Below are 23,334 nucleotides of genomic sequence, written 5' to 3' on the forward strand. Positions count from 1 at the left end.
ATTCATATGTGACTACTATCGGCAAGACATATATTTCATCTTCAACTTTCGAGAACACCCGCACACATGAATGAAGCCATCCCCTACGACCAGCGCTGTCACCGCACCGAGTCAGGAGTTGCCGTTATTTGGCCGTTCCTAAACGTTCAGCGGAGCCGAGGAGAACTTGAGCTTTTCTTGGACACCAATGCCCTCACCAGGTCTCAGTGGCTGTCCGAACTATCTGAAGATCTGCTTCGATATTGCGTGGTAAATCCTTGGATGGCAATCCAAGAACAGTGGTTTTCTAACTCCTGCTTTCGCAATGACCCCGAGAGCCGTATCAATGGCTGGATCGAAAATCTTGCGCAGTACGGCGTCAAGTTCCGCCCAGGATACGCAAGCGATCAAGTTCAGTTATTGATAAAAAACGAAAGGGCGCTTCGCAGGCAGTTCAGTTCGATAGTTCCATTCGTCGCAATCATGAAGTGCCTGCTGTCGCAGAAGATGCCGGTCGATGAATCGCTGGCACGCTTGAAAGAAATGGGACAGTCCGACATTCCGCGTTTCACAGGTGTGATTGCGCTGACAGCGCTGGGGGTTTCGCTAAAGAAGCAGCAGGCATTCAAGTGGGAAAGAGACCCCAAACCTGCCTACTCTTACCTCTCGTCTTTCTTGGATTTCCAACCGGCGGGCAAAGACGAGAGCGACTACATGAACGTCTCGTACCTCCGTAATCGCGCTGGGGATCTGAATACATGGCTGGCACTACCAGTTCTGCGCCAACTGGGATATTCGATCGGTAGCCATTCCGCGCTGGCTACCGGTGACAAGGCCCTCCATCGGCTCATCTTTCGGGCGATTCCCCCGGTCATGATGCCCACTGGAGCGACCAGTTTCAGTGTGGCGCCCAATGAACTCTCTCAAGAGACTTTTGAACGCGTCGTCGGGGTTGCCCGAAGCTTGCAGGCTCGAGAAATATCTACTCTTGATGAGCAACTTGCGAGAATGAAGACAGTGTTCAACCTCGCCAGGACGTGGACTAATGATCAACGCGAGCGCGATGCGCTAGATGAGATGCTCTCCGAATGGTGGCTACCGGGCCATGGAATGGAGATCAAGCCACTGTGAGTCGCGGAGCGACACGGCTTGATGCACTCGCCTGCTGGTACTTAGTGCAGGGCTTTTTCGGCTGTCTAACGGGGCCAAGGCCAGCTTGCGAGCCTCAAATTCGGTGCGCCGGATGACTGCAATGGGTCGGAAGCGGCCCGTCGCCGGCGACAGCCCGTCTTCTTTTCGAGATTCGGCTGAAAGCTCCCCACCCGTAGGCAAGATCGTGGTGCGGTCGTGTCTTTCTGCGATAAGCCCAAGGTGGAACAGGGCTGTCGGTTCTTGCCCCCCGACATCACACCTTATTCAGCACCTCCACATCCAAGTCTGTATCCGGCCTTCTCGCAGATTCACCCGCCTGCCCCCCTTTAACAGCCTGCTGCGCCCGCCGTGCCTGTTTGTCTGCATACATAAGCTGATCAGCCTGCTTGAGGGCGGCTTGCAACGAACTGACGGCGGGATCCACGGTGACGATGCCAAAGCTTGCACCTCGATAGTGGAAACTGCACTCGGCGGCGGTGTAGGTACCGATCAGCGGCTGCGCCAGCCGGTTGCGCATCTCGTCGACGACCCTTTGCGGATTGTCGGACCTGGACGGATCCACAAGTCCAATCACAACGAACTCGTCGCCGCCCCATCGACCCAGCATGTCGCTCGCACGGAGACCGGCCGACATACGCCGGCCCACCTCGATCAGGAATCTGTCGCCGGCCTCATGCCCATAGGTGTCGTTGATGGGTTTGAACCCATCCAGATCGATAAACGCTACCAGAACCCATTGCTGTGTCCGCTTCGCCAGCGCAAACAACCGCTCCAATTCAGCCAACACCGCGCGTCGATTCGGCAGGCCGGTCAGCGCGTCATAGTTGGCGGCATACCGTTCATCCTGTCGGCGCATGACGATCTGGCTAGCGACATGGCCTGTCAGCAGAATCAGGACCAGGCCGACCACCGCAACCAACCCGGCGATCCAAAAGTGCTGCCTGCGCATGGGAGCCAGGTGTTCCAGCGTCGCCAGCGTGAGCAGCTGATATTGGGTACCCGACAACGGCTGGCGCCTCAGCAGATAAGGCCTGCCGTCGATGAGCCATTGGTCGGCAAGGTCCGAGTCGCCTGCCGGGCGCACGTCCATGCGTTCGCCTGGCTCTTCTTCACCATCCGGCGCCAGCACCATGCCTGGCGGCAGGAGCGCCGCGACATTGCGCAGCATGAACGGCTCTGACGACGCCGTGATCACCCGCCCCTGACGATTCACGATCAGCGCGACATGGCGCCCTGTCAAATACAGCGCGACCTCTGGCGCGTCGAACTTGACCGTGACGGAACCCAACGGCACGTCGTTCGCGTCCTCGATACGACTGGCCACGAAATAGGATGGGGATTTATTCAAACGCGCGATACCGAAATAATGGCCATTGCCGGTACGCAGCGCGTCAATCAGATAGGGCCGCCCCGAATAGATCATGCCCACGATGCTGTCGGGTTCGGCCCAATTGCTGGCCGATACGGTGTCGTCCGACATGTTATTCATGTAAATGCGCGCGTAGCGCAGGTCACTGGCCAGCGCGTTCATGAAATCGCCGACTCTGCGCACCAGCGGATCGCTCGCAAACTGCGCAGCGCGCTGCTGCCGTGTCAGCGCGGCGGCCCCAGGGGGATCCGTGCGATAACGCATGGCGAGTTCAATCACCAGGCCCTGCCGCGCCACCATATTGGCCACGCTCGCCATCTCGGTAAACAGCCGGTCCATGACGCGCGCAGTCGTTTTCGCTTCGTATTCGGCGCTAGCCGCGGACCTCGCCAATTGCGCCGACACGATCCCCTGCGAAATCCACCATCCCAGACCGGCCACCAGCGCCAGCCAGACGACGGCGAAACCCAGCGTGACGCGGCGCACGGTGCGCCACGTCTGTTGTTCACGCCCGCCTTGCTGCAGCAACACGTCGTTCTCCCTCGCCTCGCCAATCGTCGAAAAGCGCTTTATTCGGTATGTGTGACTTTCTCGCTCCAGGCAGCAGGATGAGCGTGGACCCGTTCTGCCCATTCTCCCAGGCGATATTCAAAAATATCGCGATAGGTGCACCGACGCGTCTCGCGTCGGATTTATCGGCTCGCTGGAGCAGGAACAAGCACCGACACCATATCGCAGCCGCTTGGCTTCGTTTTTTTTTATTGACAATACTTAACAGTGAGATACCGAGAATATACGCGGGCCGATCCAATAGTCTCTTTTTTGCGACCATTCCCCCCGCCATGTGTTAGCCTTTTCGCCTAGTTACAGATATTGCCAGTTTCATCAAGTCTGACCGTATGAGTTGTCTATCGCAACTTCTGGAGTGTCGCTATGAAACGCTGGTTAGTATCAGGCTCATTATTTCCGCGGCGTTCTGCGCTGCACTGGCTATATCCCGTGGTCGCCACGGGGTCGCTATTACCCGCAGTAAACGATGTCTGTGCGCAGACGGTCGGTCCCGGACCGATCGGCACGCCCGTCAACGTGGGCAGCGGCACCACCACCGTGGTGGGCGGCACCACGATCACCACGCCAGGGACGTCATCGGCCGTGTCCGGCGGGACATTGATCGTCGATCCCGCAGCGGGCCCCAGCCCCGGATCGGTGTCATTCTCGGCAAGCAACTTCAATGCGTTCGGCATCTACGCCACAGGCGGAACGATCACCTTCCGTAGCGGCGCCGCGCCCGGCATCACAGCGTCCATCACGACCACAGGGAACGCGGCAGCCGCGCTGTGGACGCAGAACACCGGGGTATCGGCGACGTCGGCCGGCGGGCTGAACATCCATACCACCGGCGGCTACGGCATCGTCGGCGGCCTGCCCGTCGGGTCTTACGGCGTCGTCGCCAGCCACAACAGCAGCATGTCCCTGACCCAGGCCACCATCCTCACGGAAGGCCTGGGCGCGACGGGCGCCTATGCCTTCGGCAGTCAAGTCACGCTCAACAACGTTGCCATCTCCACGCGGGGCAACGCCTATCGGGACGGCACCGGCACCTATGGCGCCTATGGGGCGCTGGCCAACGCCCTGAATGGCGTGCGCGGCAAGTTGATGGTCACGGGCGGCACCATCTCGACCGCCGGCGACGTGGCCTACGGGGTGGGCGCCATCGGCTCGGACGCCACGATCAACGGCACCACCATCACCACGGCGGGCGCCAGCGGCAGCGGCCTGTTCGCCAACGCGGGCACGATCACCGCATCGAACGTGGCGGTGACCACCTCTGGGGCGCCGGGCTACGGCGCCTATGCGGTCATGGGGTCGACCATCACGCTGCAGGATGCACGCGTCACGACCCAGGGCAGTTCTGGCTACAACTTGCTCAGTTACGGCGCGAACTCGCGCGTGATCGGGACCAACGTCACGGCGCTGTCCACAAACAGCAATGCGCCCGGCGCGACGGCCTGGGGCACGACGGCCACCGACAATGTGGCCCTGAGTCTGACCGGCGGCTCCGTCCAGACGCAAGGCGCCAATTCCCACGGCTTGTACGCCCGCGGCGCGCTGGCGACCCTTTCTGTCGATGGCACGTCGGTCACCACCAGCGGCCAGGGCGCGTTTGCCGCGCGTGTGATCAACGGCACTTTGAACGCCAGCAATGCCACCTTGCAGGCAAGCGGCGTCGACGCGACGGGTTTGGGACTAAGCAGCGATGCGGGGGTCACGGCCACCGCGACCCTGACGGGCGGCACGCTGAGCAGCGCGCAATCCGACGCCATCGCCGTCAACGGCGGCACCGCGCAAGTCACGTTGACGGGCACGCAAGTGACGGGCGCGCCGCGCTGGCTGCATGTGATCGGCACCTCGACGCTCACAGCCAATCCGCTGGCGGCGCCGGATGGGACGACCGCCACCGGGGTCAACTCGACGGGGCTTTCCGGGGTGGGGGTCACGGTTCTGCCAGGCGCCGTCAGCGCGCCCGCGGCGGGGCCGACGAGTGTCGCCACGATCAACGCGTCCGGGGCCACGCTCAATGGGTCGGCGTTGACCGAGGCCGGCACCACATCCACCGTTTCGCTGAGCAATGGCACGGTCTGGAACATGTCCGGCAGTTCGAACGTGACCTCGCTGACGAACAACGCCAGCCAGATTCTGTTCACGGCGCCGTCGTCGGGCGCTTTCAAGACATTGACCGCCGCCAATTACACCGGATCTGGGGGGGGCCTGATCGGCTTGAACACCTATCTGGGGGACGACAGTTCCCCCTCGGACCGGCTGGTCATCGACGGCGGCGCCGCGACAGGCGCCACGGGCTTACGCATTGCCAATGCCGGCGGGCCGGGGGCCTTGACTACGGCCGCCGGCATCAAGGTCGTCGACGCCATCAACGGGGCCACGACCCAGGCGTCCGCGTTTTCCTTGACCGGACGGGCCGTCGCAGGCCCCTACGAATATCGGCTCTACCAGGGCTCTGCTGCGGCCCCCGCCGATCAGAGCTGGTACCTGCGGTCTGAAAAGGAACCGGAACCGCCCGTGCCCCCTGCCCCACCCGGCCCCACGCCCGATCCCGAACCACTGTACCGGCCCGAAGTCGCGGCGTACCTGGCCAACCAGCGCCTGGTCGGGCAGATGTTCGTGCAGAGCATGCACGACCGGCTGGGAGAACCGCAGTTCATCGAGTCACAAGCGTTTCCGAATGACGACAGCAAGCGCAAATCGATCTGGTTGCGCGCGGTGGGCAAATGGGAAGGCAGCCACAGCCGCGACGGCAATTTTGATGTCAGCACCGACCTGTTCCTGTTGCAGGGCGGCGGCGATCTTGCGCAGTGGAAACTGTTTTCAGAGACGGATCGCCTGCATCTGGGGGCCATGCTGGGCTACGGCACGGCCGACAGCACCGCCCGCGCCGACGGCAACCCCTACAAGGCCAAGGGACGCGTCAACGGATACAGCGCGGGCCTGTACGGCACCTGGTTTCAAAACGACGAAACCAAACTGGGCGCCTACGTGGACACCTGGTTCCAATACGGCTGGTTCAACAACCGGGTGCAAGGAACCGACCTGCCACGAGTCGACTACGACTCTCAAGCGTGGGCGGTGTCCGCGGAAGCCGGCTACGCGTTCAAGCTGCGGGAAAACTGGATGCTGGAGCCGCAGGCCCAGATCATCTATGTCGACAGCAACACCGACAGCATCACGGAACAGAACGGCACCCGGGTAGACCGCGCCGACTCCAGCGGCACCATCACCCGCCTGGGGGTACGCACCTTCACCACGCTGGACCTGGGCAACAACCGCAAGGCGCAACCTTTCGCGACCGTGAATTGGTGGCACAGCAGCGTCGACAGTTCCGTGTCGTTCAACCAACTGCCCGTCGGTGGCTTGTATCCCAAGGACCGCTATGAATTGAAAGTGGGCGTCCATGGCGACTTCACCAAGGGCTGGGCGGGGTGGGTCAACGCGTCGGGCAGTTGGGGCGCGCAGGACTACCACCAGTATGTCGGGCGGATCGGCGTGAAGTACACCTGGTGATATTCGGAGTACCGATATGAAAAATCACTTCAGCCACTTCAAGAACCAGACCGTGACCCTGGCCGATGGTGAGCGCATTTTCGTGCGGTCCGGCGGCTCGGGGCCTGCCGTGGTGCTCATCCATGGGTTCGGAGATACCGGCGACATGTGGGGCCCGCTCGCGCAAAACCTTGCCAAGACGCACCTGGTGATCGTGCCAGACCTGCGCGGCATGGGGCATTCGTCAAAGGCCGCCAGCGGCTACGACAAGAAATCACAGGCTGTCGACATCCGTGCGGTCGTTACGGCGTTCAAGCAGGACAAGACTGCCGTTGTCGGCCATGACATTGGCACGATGGTCGCCTATGCGTATGCCGCGAGCTACCCCGACAAAGTCGACAAGCTGGTCGTGATGGACGCGCCAGTGCCTGGCATTGCGCCTTGGGACCAGATCATCCTGTGGCCCGCGTTGTGGCACTTCAATGCCGGCGGGCCGGATTTCGAGCGGCTGGTCGCCGGCAGAGAACGCATCTATCTCGACCGATTCTGGAACGAATTTGCCGGCACGCCTTCGAAAATCGATGAGGCGACGCGACGCCACTACGCCGAACTCTATTCCCAGCCGGGCGCGATGCGCGCTGCCTTCGCGCAATTCAACGCCATCGCCCAGAAAGACGTCGCCGACAATATCGAACTATCCAAAACCAGACTCACCATGCCCGTGCTCGCCATCGGCGGAGAAAAGTCCTTCGGCGAGAACATGGCGATCGTCATGCGCAATGCCGCGACGAATGTACGCGGTGAAGTGGTCCCGGATGCCGGGCATTGGTTGATGGAAGAAAGCCCCGACGCCACGGTCGCGTTGATTGGAGGATTTCTGGCGGCTGCAATTTAGTGTGGCCGCAATTTAGTGTCAGACTACGGTTTCTCTCTTCGACGAAGAATACCTATGCCTCGACACTTTCCGCACGCGCTGGTGATCGCCCTGACGATCGGCTTCGGGACCCTTGGCGCTTCGACGCAGGCCCAGGTTCCGCCGACGCCAAAGGTGCAGTCTGGCAACGGGCATCCTTACGAGATCGCCGACAGCGAAGTATGGGACGTGCCTGATCCCGTTTCCCAGCGCGGCTACCAGGTCTTCGTTGCGTTGCCACCGTCCTATGCCAAACAGCCGCAGCGGCGTTACCCGGTGCTGTATGTGACCGACGCCGACTACGCCTTCCCGATCATCCGCCAGCTTGCGCGCCGCTTGAATGTCGAGGGCCCCAAGATCGAGGAGTTCATTCTCGTCGGCCTGTCGTATGGAAAAGGCGAGGACGGCGGAGCCAGCCGTCGGCGGGATTACACACCGACAGCCAACGGCCCGAGCACGGACGTTGCCGGTTCAATCCACGGCCATTCGCAAGCCTATCAACAATACCTTCGCGACCAGGTCAAACCCTTCATCACCGCTCGCTATCGGACCGACCCCGCCACGGCAATCTTCCTGGGCCACTCGTACGGCGCCCTGTTGGGGACGCAGATTCTTTTCACCGAACCTGACTTGTTCAGCGGTTATATCCTCGGCAGTCCGTCGCTCTGGTACGACAAGCGGCATATCTTGAAGGTCGAAGCAAACTACGCCAAGCGCAATCAAGACCTCAAGGCGAAAGTCTTTCTTTATGTCGGCGCCTACGAAGCCTTGCGCAAGGGGGATCGACGCTACAACCAGACGGTGGACATGGTCGCCGACAACCGAGCCCTGGAAAAGACGCTGCAAAGCAGAAAATACCCAGGTTTGAAACTTGAGTCGGTGGTCTTGAACGACGAAGATCATCTCACCGTCGCGCCACGAGGCTTCACGCAGGGATTGAAATATCTGCTGCCAGTGCGCTGAATCATCAGCGCGCACGACACGGCGGGTCGGCCAGCGATCCGCGCTACCGGCTCTCGTTTCCTGCTTCGTGTTTCAGAAAAAGTGTCAGACTACGGTTTTGCGCTTTGCATCGGACATCATGAACCCACAAATCCAGGCGACCGAATTCGAGCTGTGCGTTTCCATGGGAGATCTTGTTCTGTGGTCAGAAGACAGCGATGACCCGGTCGCTCTGCATCCCGACCTGCAGGCACTATTCGATGCTTTAGGCGCAGATATCGATTTACTGCCCATCATCTCCGGGTACTTTGAAGACAGTGCTCGAGTGGGTCGCGGCGACGTCTATGTGTTCGAGATTGGCGACGCCACCGTAATGGCCTTGGACACCTATTCAGAGCCGACAGATCAATTGGATTTGATCTCCCTGTATATCAGGTGCGGCAAAGACAAGAGTGCCGAGATAGCTCGGCTTGCGCTGCAGCTGTTCAACGCAACACCTTGTCAGGTTCACTTTGCTCAGAAATCCATCTCCAGCGAGCTCCGGAAAGCGATAGACGCACGCAACTTCCCCCGGTCGTTTCCGGGCAGTTCCTTCAGGCAATCTCAGATCCGCTCGGCGCTATTGCTGCGACGTGATCCGATTGATCGAACCCCGACATAACGGCAATCAGAAAAACTCATCCAGCAAACAATAGAACGCCATGCGTTCGTGGTCGGGTTCCACGCCGTATTCACGAAAGAATGGCGCCACCCATGCTTGCCCGAGATTGCGCGCGATGCTTCGTGCAGTCAGTGCAAGGTCCTGGTATCTGTCACTGACGCCTAAGCGGCCGCAATCGATGAAGCCCGTGAAAGCGCTGCCGGCTGCCATGAAATTGGGCAGGCAAGCATCACCGTGGGTCACGACAGGATCGCAGGCCAGCGGACGCGTCGACAACAGATCCGCCAGCACATCCGAAGCGCTCTGCCCCTGGCGTTCGTCGTCAAAGTCCGTTTCGTCGACGAGTCCCTGGTTCACACGATCTCTGGCTACAGCGATACGTTCCTCCAGGGGGTGGTGGAACGGACACATTGCGATCGGCACCTGGTGGAGACGACGGAGTGCCTTCGCCAGAACATCCACGATTTGAGCGGAAGACAGGTCATCCGCGCTGGCCAGATCGCGCCCGGGAACGGCAGTCATGAGTAGCCAGTGGCGGTTGTCATCCGTCGTAAAACCGACCACGGTCGGCCCAGGCAGGGCCAGCCGTTGCAGCCACTGAAGGCGTTCGACTTCGCCAGGAAGCTCACTCAACTGGCCCGCAGGTTCGGACTTCAGGAATAGCGCTTGCCCGTCATCGCAATGGATGCGAAAGACTTCCGCTCCGGACTCTCCAATGACTTGTCGTTCGATGACCGCGCCAGCCAGTCTTTGCTGCCATGTTTCGGGGATATGCATGTCGTCCACTTGTTATCTTCCGGCGGAATCTACGTTGCGCGCAGCCGTATATCGTCGCCACCCTCGTCTTTCAGCGGCGCCGCACCCCGGCCAAACTTATCCCGATATGCCGCGGGACTCGTCAGCACGATCCGCCTGAAGTGCCTGCGCATCGATTCTTCCGACCCAAACCCCGCCAGCTCCGCAATCCGTCCAATCGGCAAGGCCGTCTGCGCTTCCAGCATGTCTCGCGCCGCCGCCACGCGCTCACGCACCAGCCATTCATACGGCGCCATGCCGGTGGCATCGTGGAATTGCCGTTGCAGCGTGCGTGGGCTCATCGCGGCGCGTTCCGCCAGCGAACGCAGCGTGTGCGGCAAGGCGGGATGCTGACGCATCCAGTCCATCAGTTTGGTCAGGCGTCCGCTGTCGTCCTGGGGCATCGGGCGCGGCACGAACTGCGCCTGGCCGCCCTCTCGGTGCGGCGCCACCACCAGCCGCTGCGCGACCCGGTTGGCCACGGCGCCGCCGTAATCGCGCCGCACCAGGTGCAGCAGCATGTCCAGCCCCGCCGCGGACCCCGCCGATGTGATGATCTGGCCTTCGTCTATATATAAGGCGTCCGGCTCGACCCGCACGTTCGGATAGCGCCGCTGCAGCGCGGCGGCGTAGCGCCAGTGGGTGGTCACGGTCTTGCCGTCCAGCACACCGGCTGCAGCCAGCACGAACACACCCGAGCAGATCGAGCACAGCCGCGCCCCGCGCTGGTAGGCCTGGCGGATGCGCTTGAGCAGTGGCTCGGGCGGCAGTTCGTCGGCGTCGCGCCAACCGGGCACCACGATCGTATCGGCGCGGTCCAGCATCTTCAATGTGTAGGGTGCGGCGACCGTGATGCCGCCTGCGGCCCGCAGCGGGCCCGGTTCGCTGGCGCAGACGGCGAAGCGATACCAGTCGACGCCGAGTTCCGGGCGTTCCAGCGCGAACAGCTCGGTGACGCAGCCGAATTCGAAGGTACAGAGCCGGTCGTAAGCCAGCGCGACGACAAGATGATTAGCCATGGCGTGATGTTACCGAAGAATGGCATTTACGCCACTACTGCGAATGGCGGCCAACGGCCAGAATGACGTCACTGGATTGGTTTTCCAGGCACCGTTTCAACGACCCCTTCCCGCAGAGTTCAACCATGTCGACCCCCAACGCCGTCACCGCCATCCCCGCCGCCCAGAGCGAAACTGCACTGGCCCATTTTCGTGCGGCCATGCAGTTCGAGACCGATTGTTCCGATGTTTCCAGCGCGCTGGCCAGCGGCGCGCCGGGTTTCGTGCTGCTGGATGTTCGCAGCCCGGCGCTGTATGCGCAGGGCCACGTGCCGGGCGCGCTGAATCTGCCGCACGGCAAGATCGTCGAGTCCAAACTCGTGGACTACCCGGCGGATACGCTGTTTGTGACGTACTGCGCCGGGCCGCACTGCAACGGCGCGACACGGGGCGCAATACGGTTTGCCCAGCTGGGGCGGCCGGTGAAGGTGATGATCGGCGGGATTACCGGGTGGCTCGATGAAGGCTTCGCGCTGGCGACGGGCGTTGCGGCGCATCGCAGTGAAACCGCTCAACCGGGTTGATGGCCCGGCGCGGGACGACGATCCGGGCCGATGCAGGTTGCGTCGGCTACCCGCGCACCACGCTGCGAAACGCAGCGGAAAGTGCAGCCAGCGCGTCTTGTGTGCGGGCATCCTGGCTTCGGGTGTGAAGCACGACGGGCAGAGACGGCAATTCGGGCAGCCCGAGTTTCGCGCCGATATCCACGGCGCCGAATGGCAGCATCCTCGGCGCCAGCGCGGCCACGCCCAATCCCGCCATGACCGCCGCCGCGACGGCCGCCACGCCGCCGCCGACAAAGACTTCTCGCCAGGGGACGTGCGCGGCATCCAGAAGACTGGCGGCCAGCGCACGAACTCCGCAAGGCTCTGCCAGGGTGGCAAGAGGCAGGGGTTCGTCGGCTCGGTATTGCCAGCCGGGCGCGGCGAACCAGCCCAGTTTTTCTTCGGCAATCAGGGTCCCATCGCTGCGGCCGGCATTCAGGCGGACGATGACCGTGTCGAGTTCGCGGCGGTCGAAGCTTTGCAGCAGGTCGCCGGACGATCCGATCCGGATGTCGATCAACAACTCGGGATCTTGCGCGTTCATGCGTGCGATCAACGCAGGCAGTTCCGGCCCCGCAACGTGATCGCTGATGCCGACCGTGATTCGTTGCCGAGCGCTGGAAAATGCCGCCAGGGCGCGGTCATGGGCCGCCAGCAGTTCACGCGCATGTTCCAGAAACATTGCCCCGCTTGCGGATAGCTCGACATACCGGGGCGTGCGCTCGATCAGCCGGGTATCGAGCCGGTCTTCCAGCCGCTTGAGCTTCAGGCTGATGCCGGCCTGCGTCGTCTGCAGCGCCTCGGCGGCCCGGGTAAAGCTTCCCAGCTCTACGATGCGGACGAAGGCTTTCACGGCATCGAGGTCAAGCGATTGCGCAGTCATTTCAGATATTTATCGTTGAAATAAACATCCATAGCGTATCAGAATGATTAGTATGGAGCGGTCCAACCCAAGGAGAACCCCAACATGCCACTCGTTCATATCTCAATGCGCACCGGAAAGAGCGACGCCTACAGACAGGCCATCTTCGACAGCGTCTATCGCGCGCTGCGCGACACCTTCAACGTTCCCGAAGACGACCAGTTCATGACCATTACCCAGCATGACGCGGCGGACTTCCGCTATGGCAAGTCGTACCTGGGCGTTGCGCGTAGCGATGACCTGGTGCTCATCCAGATCACCGCCAACAACACCCGCACGCTGGAACAGAAGAAAGCGTTGTTTGCGCGCACGGCGGAACTGCTCGCCGAAAGCCCGGGCATTCGCCCGGAAGACGTGTTCGTGAACCTGGTGGAGGTGGCCAAAGAGAACTGGTCGATGGGCAATGGCCTCGCGCAATATGCCTGATCGCCTGCCCGCTATTCCCCCATCGAAAACCCCTGCTCGCGCAAGAACTTCGCCACGATAGGCTTCCATTTCTGCAGCGAATGGGTAAACAGGCTATGCCCGTTCTCGCCATCCGGCCCCATCGGCACAAACGTGGCGTGGCCGCCCGCCTGGTTGTAGGCGGCGACCCACTGCTTGGGCCAGTCGGGGCCCCAGTACAGGTCGTTTTCGGTGTAGATCCACAGCATGGGCAGGCGGGTCGCCTGGCCATAGGCGGCGTAGGTGGCTTGCAGGCGGTCGGGGCCGCAGGGCTTGCCGGGCGATCGCACGGGATCGCCGCCTGAACCGCCCGCGAAGTTGATGGCGGCCTTGACCCCGGGCGGGTTCTGGGCCGCCAGCGCCACGGTGGAGCCTCCGCCCACCGACTGGCCCAGCACGACGATGCGCGAGGCGTCCACGTCCGGGCGTTGCGACATTGCCTGTACCACCTGGCTGATCTGGCTGGCGGCCCGGTCGAACATGGGGGTGAAGCGGCGGTCGCCGCAGGGGCCGCTGGTTTCCAGGTCGGGGCCGCCGGTGGCGCCGTAGCCCAGGCGCACCGGCACGGCCACCACGAAGCCCGCATCCGCGAAGAACTGCGAGGCCGACGTGTAGCGCGCCCGGCCCAGCTTGGCGCGGCCGGCCGGGTCGCCCGCCCGGCCATGGTTGATGACGATCAGCGGATGCTTGCCGGCGCCAGCGGGCGTGAACACGGTCACTACCAGATCGCCCGAGGCCGTGCCGCCGTTTTCCAGCGCGACCTTGACGGGGACCTTCTCGACGCTTTCGTTGGCGGCAAGCTTGGGCGGTGGCGCGGCGCAGGCCGTCAGCAGACTCACGCTTGCGATCATCGCGATTCTTGTCAGAGCACCCATGTAGACCCTCGTCGTGAACAGGCTCGTCGCCCGGGTAGCGGCAAGACTACTCCCGCCGCGGCCGGTTCGCCATTGCCTTGAACCCACCCCGCCGATTCATTCCACTTCAGACTTATTCCATGAAAATTACTTGTTTGTCGTGATCAACGACCGGGCCTAGGATGGCTGGCAACGCCAACGATTCCACGAAAGAGACACTTGCCATGACCGCCCCCATTCCCGCCTTTGCCCACAGCCTCGTCCAGCGCGACGAGCGCGGCGTGTACACCTTGCAGATCCACGATGCCAAAAGCCTGAACATCCTGGCCACGCCCGTCACCCTGGGCCTGACCGAGGCCGTGCGCTGGATCGCCGCACAGCCCGACGCCCGCGCGCTGGTCATCCGCGGCAGCGGCGACAAGGCTTTTGTCGGCGGCGCCAACATCTATGAAATGGCCGAACTGGACCCGGCCGGCGGCCGCGCCTTCATCACCAACCTGCGCCACCTGTGCGACGCCGTGCGCGACGTGCCGGTGCCCACCATTGCCCGCCTGCCCGGCTTCTGCCTGGGCGCCGGTATGGAACTGGCCGCGGCCTGCGACATCCGCCTGGGGTCGCGCGATGGCGTGTTCGGCATGCCGGAAGTGCATGTCGGCATTCCGTCGGTAATCCACGCCGTGCTGCTGCCCGCCCTGATCGGCCCGGGCGCCACGAACTGGCTGCTGCTGACCGGCGCCACTGTCGACGCCGACCAGGCGCTGCGCTGGGGATTCCTGCAATTCCTGTGCGAACCTGGCGCCGAAGCGCTGGACGCCCTGGTGGAGCGCACCGTCGGCCCCATCGCGGCCAGCGGGCCGCTGGCCGTGCGCTCGCAAAAGGCGCTGCTGCGCTACTGGGAGACGTCCACCCTTGAAGCCGGGCTGGACCGCAGCGTCGACGCCTTCGGCAACGCCTTCACCACCGACGAACCGCGCCGTCACATGGCGCCCTTCCTGGCCCGCAAGCGCGCCCCGGAGGCGCAATGACCGCCGCCCCGGCCACCGGCCCGCTGGCCGGCGTGCGGGTGGTGGACATGACCTCGGTCGGCATGGGTCCGTACGCCACGCAGATCCTGGGCGACATGGGGGCCGACGTCATCAAGGTCGAGTCCCCGGAAGGCGACGTGTTCCGGGCCTCGGTGCCGGCCGCCTCGCCCGGCATGGGCGCCGCGTACCTGAACCTGAACCGCAACAAGCGCAGCGTCACGCTGGACGCCAAGCACCCCGACGACCGCCAGCGCCTGCTGGAACTGGTCGACGGCGCCGACGTGTTCATCTCGAACGTGCGGCCGCGCGCGCTGGCGCGGGTGGGGCTGGACGCCGCCAGCCTCTGCGCCCGCAACCCGCGGCTGATCTACTGTTCGGCGGTGGGCTTTGGCCAGGACGGGCCGTATGCCGCGCAGCCCGCCTTCGACGACATCATCCAGGCCATGAGCGGCCTGGCCGACCTGCAAGGCCGCAACAGTGGTGCGCCCGCCTATATCAACACCATCATGGCCGACAAGGTGGCCGGACTGACCCTGGCCTATGCGATTCCGATGGCGCTGTACGAACGCGAGAAGTCCGGGCGCGGCCAGGCGATCGAGGTGCCCATGTTCGAGACGCTGGTGTCGTTCACGCTGATCGAGCATATGGGCGGACGCACCTTCGACCCGCCGCGCGGCGACATGGGCTACCGCCGGGTACTGTCGCCCGAACGCCGGCCCTACCGCACCCTGGACGGCCACCTGGCGCTGCTGCCCTATACGGATGCGCAATGGCAGCGCTTCTTTGCGCTGGCCGGACGTGCCGACCTGGCCGCCGACCCGCGCTACGCCAGCCCGCCCGCCCGCGCTCGCCACTTCGACGCGCTGTACGCCGACCTGGCCGCCATCGTGGCCTTGCGCACCACCGACGACTGGCTGGCGCGGCTGGCCGATGCCGACATTCCGCATTCCCGGGTCAATACGCCCGACGCCCTGTTCGACGACCCGCACCTGGCCGCCACGGGCTTTTTCCAGCAGGTCGAGCACCCCACCGAAGGCACCCTGACGGCCACGTCCATTCCGGTGCGTTTTTCGCGTACGCCGGGGTCGATTCGCAGCCTGGCGCCACGCCAGGACGCGGATCGGGATATGCTCGGTCGGCAATAGGCCTGCCGGGGTGCGGCGACACCTGCCGCTCCCGGCCCGCCGCAAGCCTGTCCCCTGCCCGCCCCGACCATGAATATCACCTTGAAGCAGTTGCGCGCGTTCTGCGCGCTGTATGAATTGCGCAGCTTCACGGCTGCCGCCCGCGCGGCCTTCATCACGCAATCGGCCGTCAGCAAGCTGTGCGCCGAACTGGAAGCCGAGGTCGGCCAACCGCTGTTCGAGCGATCGACCCGCAGCGTCACGCCGTGCGAGGGCGCGGCCGACTTCTACGCCTATGCCCAGGAAATCCTGGGCACCGTGCGCGCCGCCGAACGCAGCATGTCCGGCATGCGGGCGTTGGAGCGCGGCACGGTGGGCGTGGCCTGCTCGCCGATGATGATGGTGGGCCTGTTGGGCAACGTGATCGCGCGCTACCACCGCAGCCATCCGGGCGTGAAGCTGGACCTGTTCGAACTGAACACGGACGAAACCATCGAGCACGTGCGCCACGGCCACGCCGACTTCGGCATCGTGTCCACCGAGATCGCGGGCGACGGCCTGGCCGCCCGGGTGATCTACCGCGACGCGATGCACGCAGTCTGCGCCCCCGACCACCCGCTGGCGCGCAAGAAAAGCGTGCGCTGGGCCGACCTGGCCGCGTATGAACACATCACCCTGCGCAACGTCTACAGCGTGCGCCGCGCCGTGGACCGCATCAGCGGCGAACTGGATCTGCAGTTTCGCTCGGGCATCGAGGCCGGCATGCTGACGTCGGTGCTGAACCTGGTGCGCGCCGGCCTGGGCATCACCGTGGTGCCCGGCTACGTCTGCGCCTTTGCCCGACAGTTGGGCCTGCGCACCGCGCCCATTGGCGGCGCGGACCAGCGTGGGCACGCGCTGTGGCTGATCCAGCGCCACAACGCCCGGCTGCCGCTGGCCGCCAGCGCCTTTCTGGCCAGCCTGGAAACGACGTTGCAGGCCCGCGAGGCCGCGCCGGATCCGACGCGGTTCGATGAGGCGCCAGACGGCGCTTCGGTCAGCGCGTCGGTTAGCGCTTCGGCCAGCGCGTCGGACAACGGCTGACCGCGGCCGGCCTTGCCGCCGCGGCATCGCCGCCAGACCCGTCACTTATCGGGATACGGAATAGGTCTATGAAAATTAGTCCCTTGTTGGGATAAGCCGGGCGGCCGCATCATGGCGCAGGCCTGGACGACCCGCAGGCGACCCGGCGCGGGCCACCCGCAGACGGTTCGACGCACGGCCGGGCCCCAAGAAAAAACACAGGAGACTTTCATGACCCCCATTCCGGACCGCAGCCGCCCGCGCCTGTTCGCCGCCGCCTGCGCCCTGGCCCTGGCCGCCTTCGCCGGCCCCGGCGCCGCCCAGGCCGAAGACGCCTACCCCAGCAAGCCCATCACCATCGTCGTGCCGTTCTCGCCCGGCAGCGCCACCGACACCAGCGCGCGCATCCTGACCGAAAAGCTCGGTCCGCGCCTGGGCGTGCCGATCGTCATCGAGAACAAGCCCGGCGCCTCGGGCACCATCGGCTCGTCGACCGCCGCCCGCGCCGCCGCCGACGGCTACACGCTGATCCTGACCAGCAGCTCGACCCACTCGGCCACGCCGGCCCTGTTTCGCAAGCTGCCCTATGACCCGACGGGCGATTTCATCCACGTCATCCGTATCGCCACCATCCCGATGATGCTGGTGGTGCGCGAAGACTCGCCCTACGACTCGGTGTCCAAGCTGGTGCAGGCCACCCGCGACAAGCCGCTGAACTACGCCTACGGCTCGCCCACCAGCCAGATCGCCGGCGCCACCTTCAACAGCGTGGCCGGCGCCGCCGCCAACGCCGTGCCCTACAAGAGCCAGCCGCCCGCCGTCACCGACCTGCTGGGCGGCCATGTCGACTACCTGTTCGCCGACCTGTCGGTCGTGACGTCGTTCATGCACAGCGGCAAGCTGCGCGGCATTGCCTTCACGGGCCAGGCGCGGTCCAAAGACTTCCCTGCGGTGCCGACGTTGGCCGAGCTGGGCTACAAGAACTTCGACCTGGTGGTATGGGTTGGCGTAGCCGCCCCGAAAGGCACCCCTGCCCCCGTGGTCGAACGCCTGAACCGGGAAATCACGCAGATCTTGCAGGAACCCGACAGCGTGGCGAAATTCGAGACCCTGGGCATGCAGGTCGCGCCCAATACGCTGGCAGAACACCAGGCGTTTGCCCAATCGCAACGCCAGATCTGGACCCAGCGCGCGATCGACGCGAAGATCGAGCCGCAGTAAGTTTGAGCGGCCCCGGCTCTCGCAGTCTGGGCCGCCGCGCAGGCGCGGGATAGAAGGGTTCTGAACCTGGGCAACTCGGACCCGAGCTGCCTAGTCTCTCGCAACGATCGCCACCCCAAGTCGCTCGGCCAGATCAAGCACTGCGTCACGGGCGTCGGGATCATCCACGAGGCTGCGCGAGTCGCCCTGTGCACGTAACACCCCAAAAGGAATCCGGTCACCGAATAGCATCACGGCGCGGCCTGTGTCGTCCTGTCGCGAAATCCAGCAAAGTCCCTGCGCTTGCGGGCAGATTTGATGCAATGCTTCAGCCCAGTTTCGCGTGGCCGGGTAATGGTCTCTTCCCGTGTCAATCAATTGCCTGCGACTGACACCCAGTTTGCGTAGCGGCACATTGGCAAGGTTGACGACTTCCAGATCCCGCGTGATTCCAACGCGAGAGTGCGTCAGATCGGCCTGTGCCGCCCGATCAACTGTCTTTAAACCCGCGGTATGTGGAACGTCATGAAATACCGTCTCCATCATGGCGCAATCCATACTTGAACCGCCATAAAGCGTGGGAATGAGCTTTCCCCGTGCATCGCGGATCGGGCTGAAACGCGCATTGCCTTGCCGTCCCCGGTTGAACCGATCTGCGCGATATCGATTCAGATGGATTCGATGCAGCACCGTTCCAGAAGCCAATAGCATGGTGGTGACATTCAGGGCATCGGGCGAAGGAAGCGCACCAGGCTCTGCTCCCGCCCGACATAGCGGCTTCTTGCCAGTCGCGGCTGGCACGCGACGCTCACCCATGCACGGCCCCCAGGACTTCGTCCCGCGCGGCATCTATCACCCTTTCCGGGGCGCTGACCAGCAGATCCCGGGGCCGCTTTCCCCCAAGCAGGCTGCTGACAGACATGAACCAATAGGCCATGCCCCAGCCATCCTTATGCCCCGCAAAGACGTCGATCACCTTCGCCAGCGCCTTGACCGGCCGGAAGTTGGCATTGCGCGCCAACCCAAAGCCAGGGAAGTAGTCAACGCCATTGTGGTGAATAGCGAATATCTGCCCTTGCTTCTTCCACTTGTTGGGCTGGGCACTGGGATTGGTAGCGCTCAGACCGGCAAGCTCGGCAATCTGTGCTGCGGTGAGCCAATCGCCACTGGACAGGACTGCCTTGCGCGCTTGTACCAGCATGGCGGCTTCCCTGATCAGCCGGGGCGATACCGGCTTGCGCGGAACCAGGGCGTTTGCCAGTTGTTCCAGCAATACACGGTCTTGCCGGACTTGCAGGGCATCGAACATCGAAGATGCGACGACTGCAATGTTTTCAGCCAGCGCTTGCATCTTGCTGGTGCTGATGCGCTCGATCTCGACAACAAGCACCTGATCCGCATGCGATTTTCCAAGGCGGGCCTGCGCCTGTTTCGGCGTGCCGACAAACGAGGAAACGCCGGGAGACTCCCGCTCGACGCTCATGGACGCGCCTTCATGGTGATGGGAATTATCGAATAGAAGCATATTCATTATCACCTAAAAATACGATCGAATCGCCAGCAGAATCTGGTGCGACACCACCTGCAATTCCCATTCATCGCCATCCTCGAGAATGCTATTGACCAACATCAGCGCAAAAGCTGGGTCAGCGCGGTACATCTCGGCCATCGCCTCGTCATTGGCCCTGCTTCGCATCATTCGTTCTCCATCACTGTGCCATGTTCGTTCATCGGCAAAGCCTGAACAAGCCGGAAAACGTCCCATAAAAAACGGGCGCCGAAGCGCCCGTCCGTCTTGTCGGAACCGCCCCGATCAGAAGCGGTACTGCGCCGTCGCCACCACCGTGCGCGGTTCGCCCACCAGGATCTGGCCGGCGCTGGTGGCCGAGGCGTAATAGCCCTTGTCGGTGATGTTGCGCATGGCCAGGCGCCAGTCCCAGCGGCCGGTGCGGTAGCCGACCAGCGCGTCCCAGGTGGCGTAGCCGGGCAGCACGGCCGAGTTGGCGTTGTCGGCGTAGCGCTGGCCGACGAAGGTCAGGCCGGTTTCGCCGTACAGGCCTTCGGCCGGCTTATAGGTCAGGAACACGCTGCCGTTGCGCCGCGCCACGTTGCTGACGCGGTTGCCGGCCAGGCCGTTGTTGTCTTCGACGATGGATGCGTTCTGCAGGCCGATGCCGCCGCGCAGGTACCAGTTGCCCGTCAGGCGCCCGGCCGCCGTCAGCTCGATGCCGCGCGAACGTTGCAGGCCGGTCAGCAGCACGATGGTCGGGTCCACCGGATCGGTGGTGCGGCGGTTGTAGAGCTCCAGCTGATACAGGGCCAGCGTGGTGCTCAACTGGCCGTCCAGCCAGTCGCTCTTGACGCCGACTTCGTACTGCCGCGTGTGTTCCGGGTCCAGGTCGTTGGTGTTGCCGCGTGCGTTCGGCGTGATGCCGATGGTGCCGCCGCCCGTGGGCGAGAACGTCTTGCTGTACGAGGCGTAGAAGGAATGGTCGCGTACCGGCGTCCACACCACCCCGGCGCGCGGGCTCAGGCCGTGGCTGTCGCGGTTGGCCGAGGCGTCCAGCAGGCGGTTGGTGGAATCGATGCTGAAGCGGTCCATGCGCAGGCCCAGCAGCACCTGCCAGGCGTCGTCCAGCTTGATCTGGTCCTGCACGTAGTAGCCCTGGCTCTTGACCTTGTGGCGCGCGTCGCTGCTGATCGCCATGGCGCCATTGTGCTGCTGCGACAGGTCGGGGTCGTACAGGTCCAGCGATGGCACGGCCTGCGCGCCGGGGCCGCGGGTGGCGGTGGTGTAGAGCTTGGGCGAACGGTCCTGGTTGGCCAGTTCGACGCCGAACAGCACACGATGTTCGATGCTGCCGGTATGGAACAGGCCTTCGGTTTCCAGGTTGTTGGTCAGGTTGCGGGTGGACAGGTCCTGCTGCCAGCGGGTGCGCGCGACCTTGCGGGTGGCGGCGTTGTAGCCCGTCAGGTAGGTGTTGTCGAACTCGCTGTCCAGCGCGAACACGGCCAGCGTGTAGCGCAGTTGCCAGCCCGGGGCCAGCGCGTACGACAGGCGCGAACGGAACGATTGTGCGCGGTCGTCGATGTAGTCGCGGTCGGGATTGCCGTAGACGGTGCTGCGGCCCACGTCGGCCGGGCGGCCGTTGACGCTGGGAATGCCGCGGTCGGGAGTGCGGTCGTAGCGGCTGTATTCGTACTGCACCAGCCAGTCCAGGTCGGGCGTGATGCGCCAGTTCAGCGACGGCGCGACCAGTTGGCGGGTGCCGCCGATCTTGTGGCGAAAGCTGTTTGTCTCTTCCTGGCCGATGTTCAGGCGCACGCTGACGTGGTCGGTGGGGTCGGCGCTCAGGTCGCCGTAGACGCTGCGCAGGTCCCAGCTGCCGGCCTGGGCTTCGAAGGTGGATTCGCGGCCCGGCTGCGGCGCCTTGCTGACGCGGTTGACGATGCCGCCCTGGCTGCCGCGGCCGTACAGCACCGCCGCCGGGCCCTTCAGCACGTCGATCCGTTCGATGTTGTGCAGGTCACGCACGTACTGGCTGTCGTCGCGGATGCCGTCCAGGTAGAAGTCGTTGCTGGCATCAAAACCGCGGATGCGCAGCGAGTCAAAGCGCGTGTCCTGCGCGTTGGTGACGTTGGGTATGCCGGCCAGGGCGTCGCCGAGCGTGCGGATGCCGTAGTTCTGCAGGTTCTCGACCTTGACGCTGTCGATGGCCTGCGGCACGTAGCGGGCCGGGGTCTGGGTGCGGGTGGCGGTGGACGTTTCGGGCAGGCGGGGGTCGTCGGCATTGGCGCCTTCGACACTGATGGGCGCCAGCTGCGCCGGCTCGGCGGCAAGGGCAGAAAAGGGGAATGGCAAGGCAAACGCGGCGCCCAGGATCAGGGCGCGCGGGACAGGAAACGAAGACATCGCGAGCAGTGTGTAGGTTTTATCGAGCCGCGATGATATCGATAATGAATCTTATTAGTAAATGAGATTATTCGCATTTAATGGGATTCCCTGATTTCTGTTGCAGCGTCACAACGAGGCCTCGTTCGCACCGTCCCAGCACGCGGCCACAAGCGTCTGCCCCCTCCTTTTGCATGAGGCCGCGGCCCCGCATCGCGGCAACGCCGATCCTCGCGAATTCGCGACGGTCCTCATCCGCATTGACGAGGCGCACGTCATCCACGTGCATGACCGGGCGCCGCCGATGCAAAGTTTTCCCAACAATCACTCGGATGTTTGCACTACGGAGAACTCTGGCCGGCCGAACGAGGTTTGCATGAGAGGGACTGGGCGCCAGCTGGTTTAGGCTGGCCCCGCAGTACTCCGACTCACCTTGATCGATTGGACGAAAGCTAATGAATCAACTCATTCATCCGGATTGCCATCCCTTCACCGCCGCAGGCACTCTGAAGCAAGTCTCCGCGTTCTACGAAGAAGGACGACGCGTCATGTGGATGATGCTGCGCGCCCAGCCGCGCCCCTGCTTTAACCATGAACTGATCGACGAAATCATGACCCTGGCGCGCGCCGCCAAGGATTCGGGCCTGCCCATCGACTTCTGGGTCACCGGTTCGCTGGTGCCGCAGATCTACAACGTGGGCGGCGACCTGAACTTCTTTGCCGAAGCCATCCGCACGGGCAAGCGCGAGGCGCTGCGCGCCTATGCGCGCGCTTGCGTGGATTGCGTGCACGCGGCCACGCGCGGCTTTGACACCGGCGCCGTGTCGCTGGCCATGATCGAAGGCACGGCCCTGGGCGGCGGCTTCGAGGCGGCCCTGGCCCACCACTTCGTGCTGGCGCAGAACAACGCCCGCATGGGCTTTCCTGAAATGGCCTTCAACCTGTTCCCGGGCATGGGCGGCTATTCGCTGGTGGCGCGGCGCTCGGGCATGAAGCTGGCCGAGGAACTGATCGGCTCGGGCGAATCGCACACCGCCGAATGGTTCCAGGCCCGCGGCCTGGTGGACGTGGTGTTCGAGCCGGGCGACGCCTACAAGGCCACCCGCACCTTCATCGACGTGATGCGGCCCAAGCTCAACGGCATGCGCGCCATGCTGCGGGCGCGCCAGCGCGTGCTGCAGCTGACGCGGTCAGAGCTGATGGACATCACCGAAGACTGGGTGGACGCCGCCTTCATGATCGACCCGAAGGACCGGGCCTACATGGAACGGCTGGTGATGGCGCAGAACCGGCGCTCGTCCGGCGGCGCCGAGACGACGCTGGACGCGACGATGCATTGAA

At 63.8% G+C, this 23,334-nt stretch carries 21 protein-coding genes; 12 read left to right on the forward strand and 9 right to left on the reverse strand.

What is annotated here, in order from left to right; translation table 11 throughout:
* Nucleotides 1-66 precede the first annotated feature (66 nt).
* Entirely contained in the window at nucleotides 67-1,110 is a 1,044-nt protein-coding gene (locus HV798_RS22120) for a hypothetical protein (RefSeq protein WP_175194865.1), read from the forward strand.
* Nucleotides 1,111-1,384: 274 nt separating this feature from the next.
* Here the strand turns inward: HV798_RS22120 and HV798_RS22125 are convergent, their stop codons facing one another.
* The gene (locus HV798_RS22125; RefSeq protein WP_246289031.1) at nucleotides 1,385-3,031 is read right to left on the reverse strand and encodes a sensor domain-containing diguanylate cyclase; all 1,647 of its coding nucleotides are present in this window, start codon (nucleotides 3,029-3,031) and stop codon (nucleotides 1,385-1,387) included.
* 468 nt (nucleotides 3,032-3,499) lie between these two features.
* Here HV798_RS22125 and HV798_RS22130 point away from each other — a divergent pair, with 468 nt between their 5' ends.
* The 4 genes from HV798_RS22130 to HV798_RS22145 all read left to right on the forward strand — a co-directional run bounded on the left by HV798_RS22130 (nucleotide 3,500) and on the right by HV798_RS22145 (nucleotide 9,072).
* Nucleotides 3,500-6,577, forward strand: a complete 3,078-nt coding sequence (locus HV798_RS22130) for an autotransporter family protein (protein ID WP_246289033.1) — start codon at nucleotides 3,500-3,502, stop codon at nucleotides 6,575-6,577.
* Between the two features lie 16 nt (nucleotides 6,578-6,593).
* Complete coding sequence (locus HV798_RS22135; protein WP_175194854.1) at nucleotides 6,594-7,451, forward strand: alpha/beta fold hydrolase; 858 nt, start codon at nucleotides 6,594-6,596, stop codon at nucleotides 7,449-7,451.
* A 54-nt stretch (nucleotides 7,452-7,505) separates the two neighbouring features.
* Nucleotides 7,506-8,432, forward strand: a complete 927-nt coding sequence (locus tag HV798_RS22140; RefSeq protein WP_175194852.1) for an alpha/beta hydrolase — start codon at nucleotides 7,506-7,508, stop codon at nucleotides 8,430-8,432.
* 118 nt (nucleotides 8,433-8,550) lie between these two features.
* Nucleotides 8,551-9,072: a hypothetical protein gene (locus tag HV798_RS22145; protein ID WP_175216502.1), complete on the forward strand. Its 522-nt coding sequence runs from the start codon at nucleotides 8,551-8,553 to the stop codon at nucleotides 9,070-9,072.
* A gap of 6 nt (nucleotides 9,073-9,078) precedes the next feature.
* Here the strand turns inward: HV798_RS22145 and HV798_RS22150 are convergent, their stop codons facing one another.
* The gene (locus tag HV798_RS22150; RefSeq protein WP_175194959.1) at nucleotides 9,079-9,849 is read right to left on the reverse strand and encodes an APH(3')-II family aminoglycoside O-phosphotransferase; all 771 of its coding nucleotides are present in this window, start codon (nucleotides 9,847-9,849) and stop codon (nucleotides 9,079-9,081) included.
* 29 nt (nucleotides 9,850-9,878) lie between these two features.
* The gene (gene ftrA, locus HV798_RS22155) at nucleotides 9,879-10,886 is read right to left on the reverse strand and encodes a transcriptional regulator FtrA (RefSeq protein ID WP_175194848.1); all 1,008 of its coding nucleotides are present in this window, start codon (nucleotides 10,884-10,886) and stop codon (nucleotides 9,879-9,881) included.
* 125 nt (nucleotides 10,887-11,011) lie between these two features.
* Between ftrA and HV798_RS22160 the strand changes: the two genes are divergently transcribed.
* Nucleotides 11,012-11,449: a rhodanese-like domain-containing protein gene (locus HV798_RS22160; RefSeq protein ID WP_175194846.1), complete on the forward strand. Its 438-nt coding sequence runs from the start codon at nucleotides 11,012-11,014 to the stop codon at nucleotides 11,447-11,449.
* A gap of 46 nt (nucleotides 11,450-11,495) precedes the next feature.
* On the opposite strand, the gene HV798_RS22165 is transcribed toward HV798_RS22160, so the two are convergent.
* On the reverse strand, nucleotides 11,496-12,353 hold the full coding sequence (locus tag HV798_RS22165) for a LysR family transcriptional regulator (protein WP_175194844.1): 858 nt from the start codon (nucleotides 12,351-12,353) through the stop codon (nucleotides 11,496-11,498).
* 84 nt (nucleotides 12,354-12,437) lie between these two features.
* Here HV798_RS22165 and HV798_RS22170 point away from each other — a divergent pair, with 84 nt between their 5' ends.
* Complete coding sequence (locus tag HV798_RS22170; RefSeq protein ID WP_175194842.1) at nucleotides 12,438-12,818, forward strand: tautomerase family protein; 381 nt, start codon at nucleotides 12,438-12,440, stop codon at nucleotides 12,816-12,818.
* Nucleotides 12,819-12,829: 11 nt separating this feature from the next.
* Here HV798_RS22170 and HV798_RS22175 read toward each other — a convergent pair whose 3' ends face one another.
* A complete protein-coding gene (locus tag HV798_RS22175) occupies nucleotides 12,830-13,675 on the reverse strand; it encodes a dienelactone hydrolase family protein (protein WP_175194840.1) in 846 nt (281 codons plus the stop codon).
* Nucleotides 13,676-13,914: 239 nt separating this feature from the next.
* Here HV798_RS22175 and HV798_RS22180 point away from each other — a divergent pair, with 239 nt between their 5' ends.
* The 4 genes from HV798_RS22180 (at nucleotide 13,915) to HV798_RS22195 (ending at nucleotide 18,122) form a co-directional block, all read left to right on the forward strand.
* Complete coding sequence (locus HV798_RS22180) at nucleotides 13,915-14,715, forward strand: enoyl-CoA hydratase (protein ID WP_025140949.1); 801 nt, start codon at nucleotides 13,915-13,917, stop codon at nucleotides 14,713-14,715.
* Nucleotides 14,712-15,860, forward strand: coding sequence for a CaiB/BaiF CoA transferase family protein (locus tag HV798_RS22185; RefSeq protein WP_175194838.1), 1,149 nt, complete (start codon nucleotides 14,712-14,714; stop codon nucleotides 15,858-15,860). Before HV798_RS22180 ends, HV798_RS22185 begins: the two co-directional genes overlap by 4 nt.
* A 69-nt stretch (nucleotides 15,861-15,929) precedes the next feature.
* The gene (locus HV798_RS22190) at nucleotides 15,930-16,922 is read left to right on the forward strand and encodes a LysR family transcriptional regulator (RefSeq protein WP_175194837.1); all 993 of its coding nucleotides are present in this window, start codon (nucleotides 15,930-15,932) and stop codon (nucleotides 16,920-16,922) included.
* Nucleotides 16,923-17,132: 210 nt separating this feature from the next.
* Nucleotides 17,133-18,122 (forward strand): Bug family tripartite tricarboxylate transporter substrate binding protein, encoded by a 990-nt coding sequence (locus HV798_RS22195; RefSeq protein ID WP_175194835.1) that lies wholly within the window; start codon nucleotides 17,133-17,135, stop codon nucleotides 18,120-18,122.
* 90 nt (nucleotides 18,123-18,212) lie between these two features.
* On the opposite strand, the gene HV798_RS22200 is transcribed toward HV798_RS22195, so the two are convergent.
* The 4 genes from HV798_RS22200 to HV798_RS22215 all read right to left on the reverse strand — a co-directional run bounded on the left by HV798_RS22200 (nucleotide 18,213) and on the right by HV798_RS22215 (nucleotide 22,014).
* A complete protein-coding gene (locus HV798_RS22200) occupies nucleotides 18,213-18,917 on the reverse strand; it encodes an RES family NAD+ phosphorylase (RefSeq protein WP_175194833.1) in 705 nt (234 codons plus the stop codon).
* The gene (locus tag HV798_RS22205) at nucleotides 18,910-19,626 is read right to left on the reverse strand and encodes a hypothetical protein (protein ID WP_246289036.1); all 717 of its coding nucleotides are present in this window, start codon (nucleotides 19,624-19,626) and stop codon (nucleotides 18,910-18,912) included. Before HV798_RS22205 ends, HV798_RS22200 begins: the two co-directional genes overlap by 8 nt.
* A gap of 12 nt (nucleotides 19,627-19,638) precedes the next feature.
* Complete coding sequence (locus HV798_RS22210; RefSeq protein ID WP_217481190.1) at nucleotides 19,639-19,800, reverse strand: transcriptional regulator; 162 nt, start codon at nucleotides 19,798-19,800, stop codon at nucleotides 19,639-19,641.
* A gap of 114 nt (nucleotides 19,801-19,914) precedes the next feature.
* Nucleotides 19,915-22,014: a TonB-dependent receptor gene (locus tag HV798_RS22215; RefSeq protein ID WP_175194831.1), complete on the reverse strand. Its 2,100-nt coding sequence runs from the start codon at nucleotides 22,012-22,014 to the stop codon at nucleotides 19,915-19,917.
* Nucleotides 22,015-22,448: 434 nt separating this feature from the next.
* On the opposite strand from HV798_RS22215, the gene HV798_RS22220 reads away from it, so the two are divergent.
* Nucleotides 22,449-23,333 (forward strand): crotonase/enoyl-CoA hydratase family protein, encoded by an 885-nt coding sequence (locus HV798_RS22220; RefSeq protein WP_025140943.1) that lies wholly within the window; start codon nucleotides 22,449-22,451, stop codon nucleotides 23,331-23,333.
* Nucleotide 23,334: the final 1 nt, after the last annotated feature.

Origin of the sequence: Achromobacter deleyi (assembly GCF_902859705.1) — a bacterium.
GTDB classification, from domain to species: domain Bacteria; phylum Pseudomonadota; class Gammaproteobacteria; order Burkholderiales; family Burkholderiaceae_B; genus Achromobacter; species Achromobacter deleyi.

Coding starts and splice junctions, on each gene's coding strand:
- HV798_RS22120 (WP_175194865.1), top strand. CDS start 67: ATGAATGAAGCCATCCCCTACGACCAGCGCTGTCACCGCACCGAGTCA.
- HV798_RS22135 (WP_175194854.1), top strand. CDS start 6,594: ATGAAAAATCACTTCAGCCACTTCAAGAACCAGACCGTGACCCTGGCC.
- HV798_RS22140 (WP_175194852.1), top strand. CDS start 7,506: ATGCCTCGACACTTTCCGCACGCGCTGGTGATCGCCCTGACGATCGGC.
- HV798_RS22145 (WP_175216502.1), top strand. CDS start 8,551: ATGAACCCACAAATCCAGGCGACCGAATTCGAGCTGTGCGTTTCCATG.
- HV798_RS22150 (WP_175194959.1), bottom strand. CDS start 9,849: ATGCATATCCCCGAAACATGGCAGCAAAGACTGGCTGGCGCGGTCATC.
- ftrA (WP_175194848.1), bottom strand. CDS start 10,886: ATGGCTAATCATCTTGTCGTCGCGCTGGCTTACGACCGGCTCTGTACC.
- HV798_RS22160 (WP_175194846.1), top strand. CDS start 11,012: ATGTCGACCCCCAACGCCGTCACCGCCATCCCCGCCGCCCAGAGCGAA.
- HV798_RS22165 (WP_175194844.1), bottom strand. CDS start 12,353: ATGACTGCGCAATCGCTTGACCTCGATGCCGTGAAAGCCTTCGTCCGC.
- HV798_RS22170 (WP_175194842.1), top strand. CDS start 12,438: ATGCCACTCGTTCATATCTCAATGCGCACCGGAAAGAGCGACGCCTAC.
- HV798_RS22180 (WP_025140949.1), top strand. CDS start 13,915: ATGACCGCCCCCATTCCCGCCTTTGCCCACAGCCTCGTCCAGCGCGAC.
- HV798_RS22185 (WP_175194838.1), top strand. CDS start 14,712: ATGACCGCCGCCCCGGCCACCGGCCCGCTGGCCGGCGTGCGGGTGGTG.
- HV798_RS22190 (WP_175194837.1), top strand. CDS start 15,930: ATGAATATCACCTTGAAGCAGTTGCGCGCGTTCTGCGCGCTGTATGAA.
- HV798_RS22195 (WP_175194835.1), top strand. CDS start 17,133: ATGACCCCCATTCCGGACCGCAGCCGCCCGCGCCTGTTCGCCGCCGCC.
- HV798_RS22200 (WP_175194833.1), bottom strand. CDS start 18,917: ATGGGTGAGCGTCGCGTGCCAGCCGCGACTGGCAAGAAGCCGCTATGT.
- HV798_RS22205 (WP_246289036.1), bottom strand. CDS start 19,626: ATGCTTCTATTCGATAATTCCCATCACCATGAAGGCGCGTCCATGAGC.
- HV798_RS22210 (WP_217481190.1), bottom strand. CDS start 19,800: ATGATGCGAAGCAGGGCCAATGACGAGGCGATGGCCGAGATGTACCGC.
- HV798_RS22215 (WP_175194831.1), bottom strand. CDS start 22,014: ATGTCTTCGTTTCCTGTCCCGCGCGCCCTGATCCTGGGCGCCGCGTTT.
- HV798_RS22220 (WP_025140943.1), top strand. CDS start 22,449: ATGAATCAACTCATTCATCCGGATTGCCATCCCTTCACCGCCGCAGGC.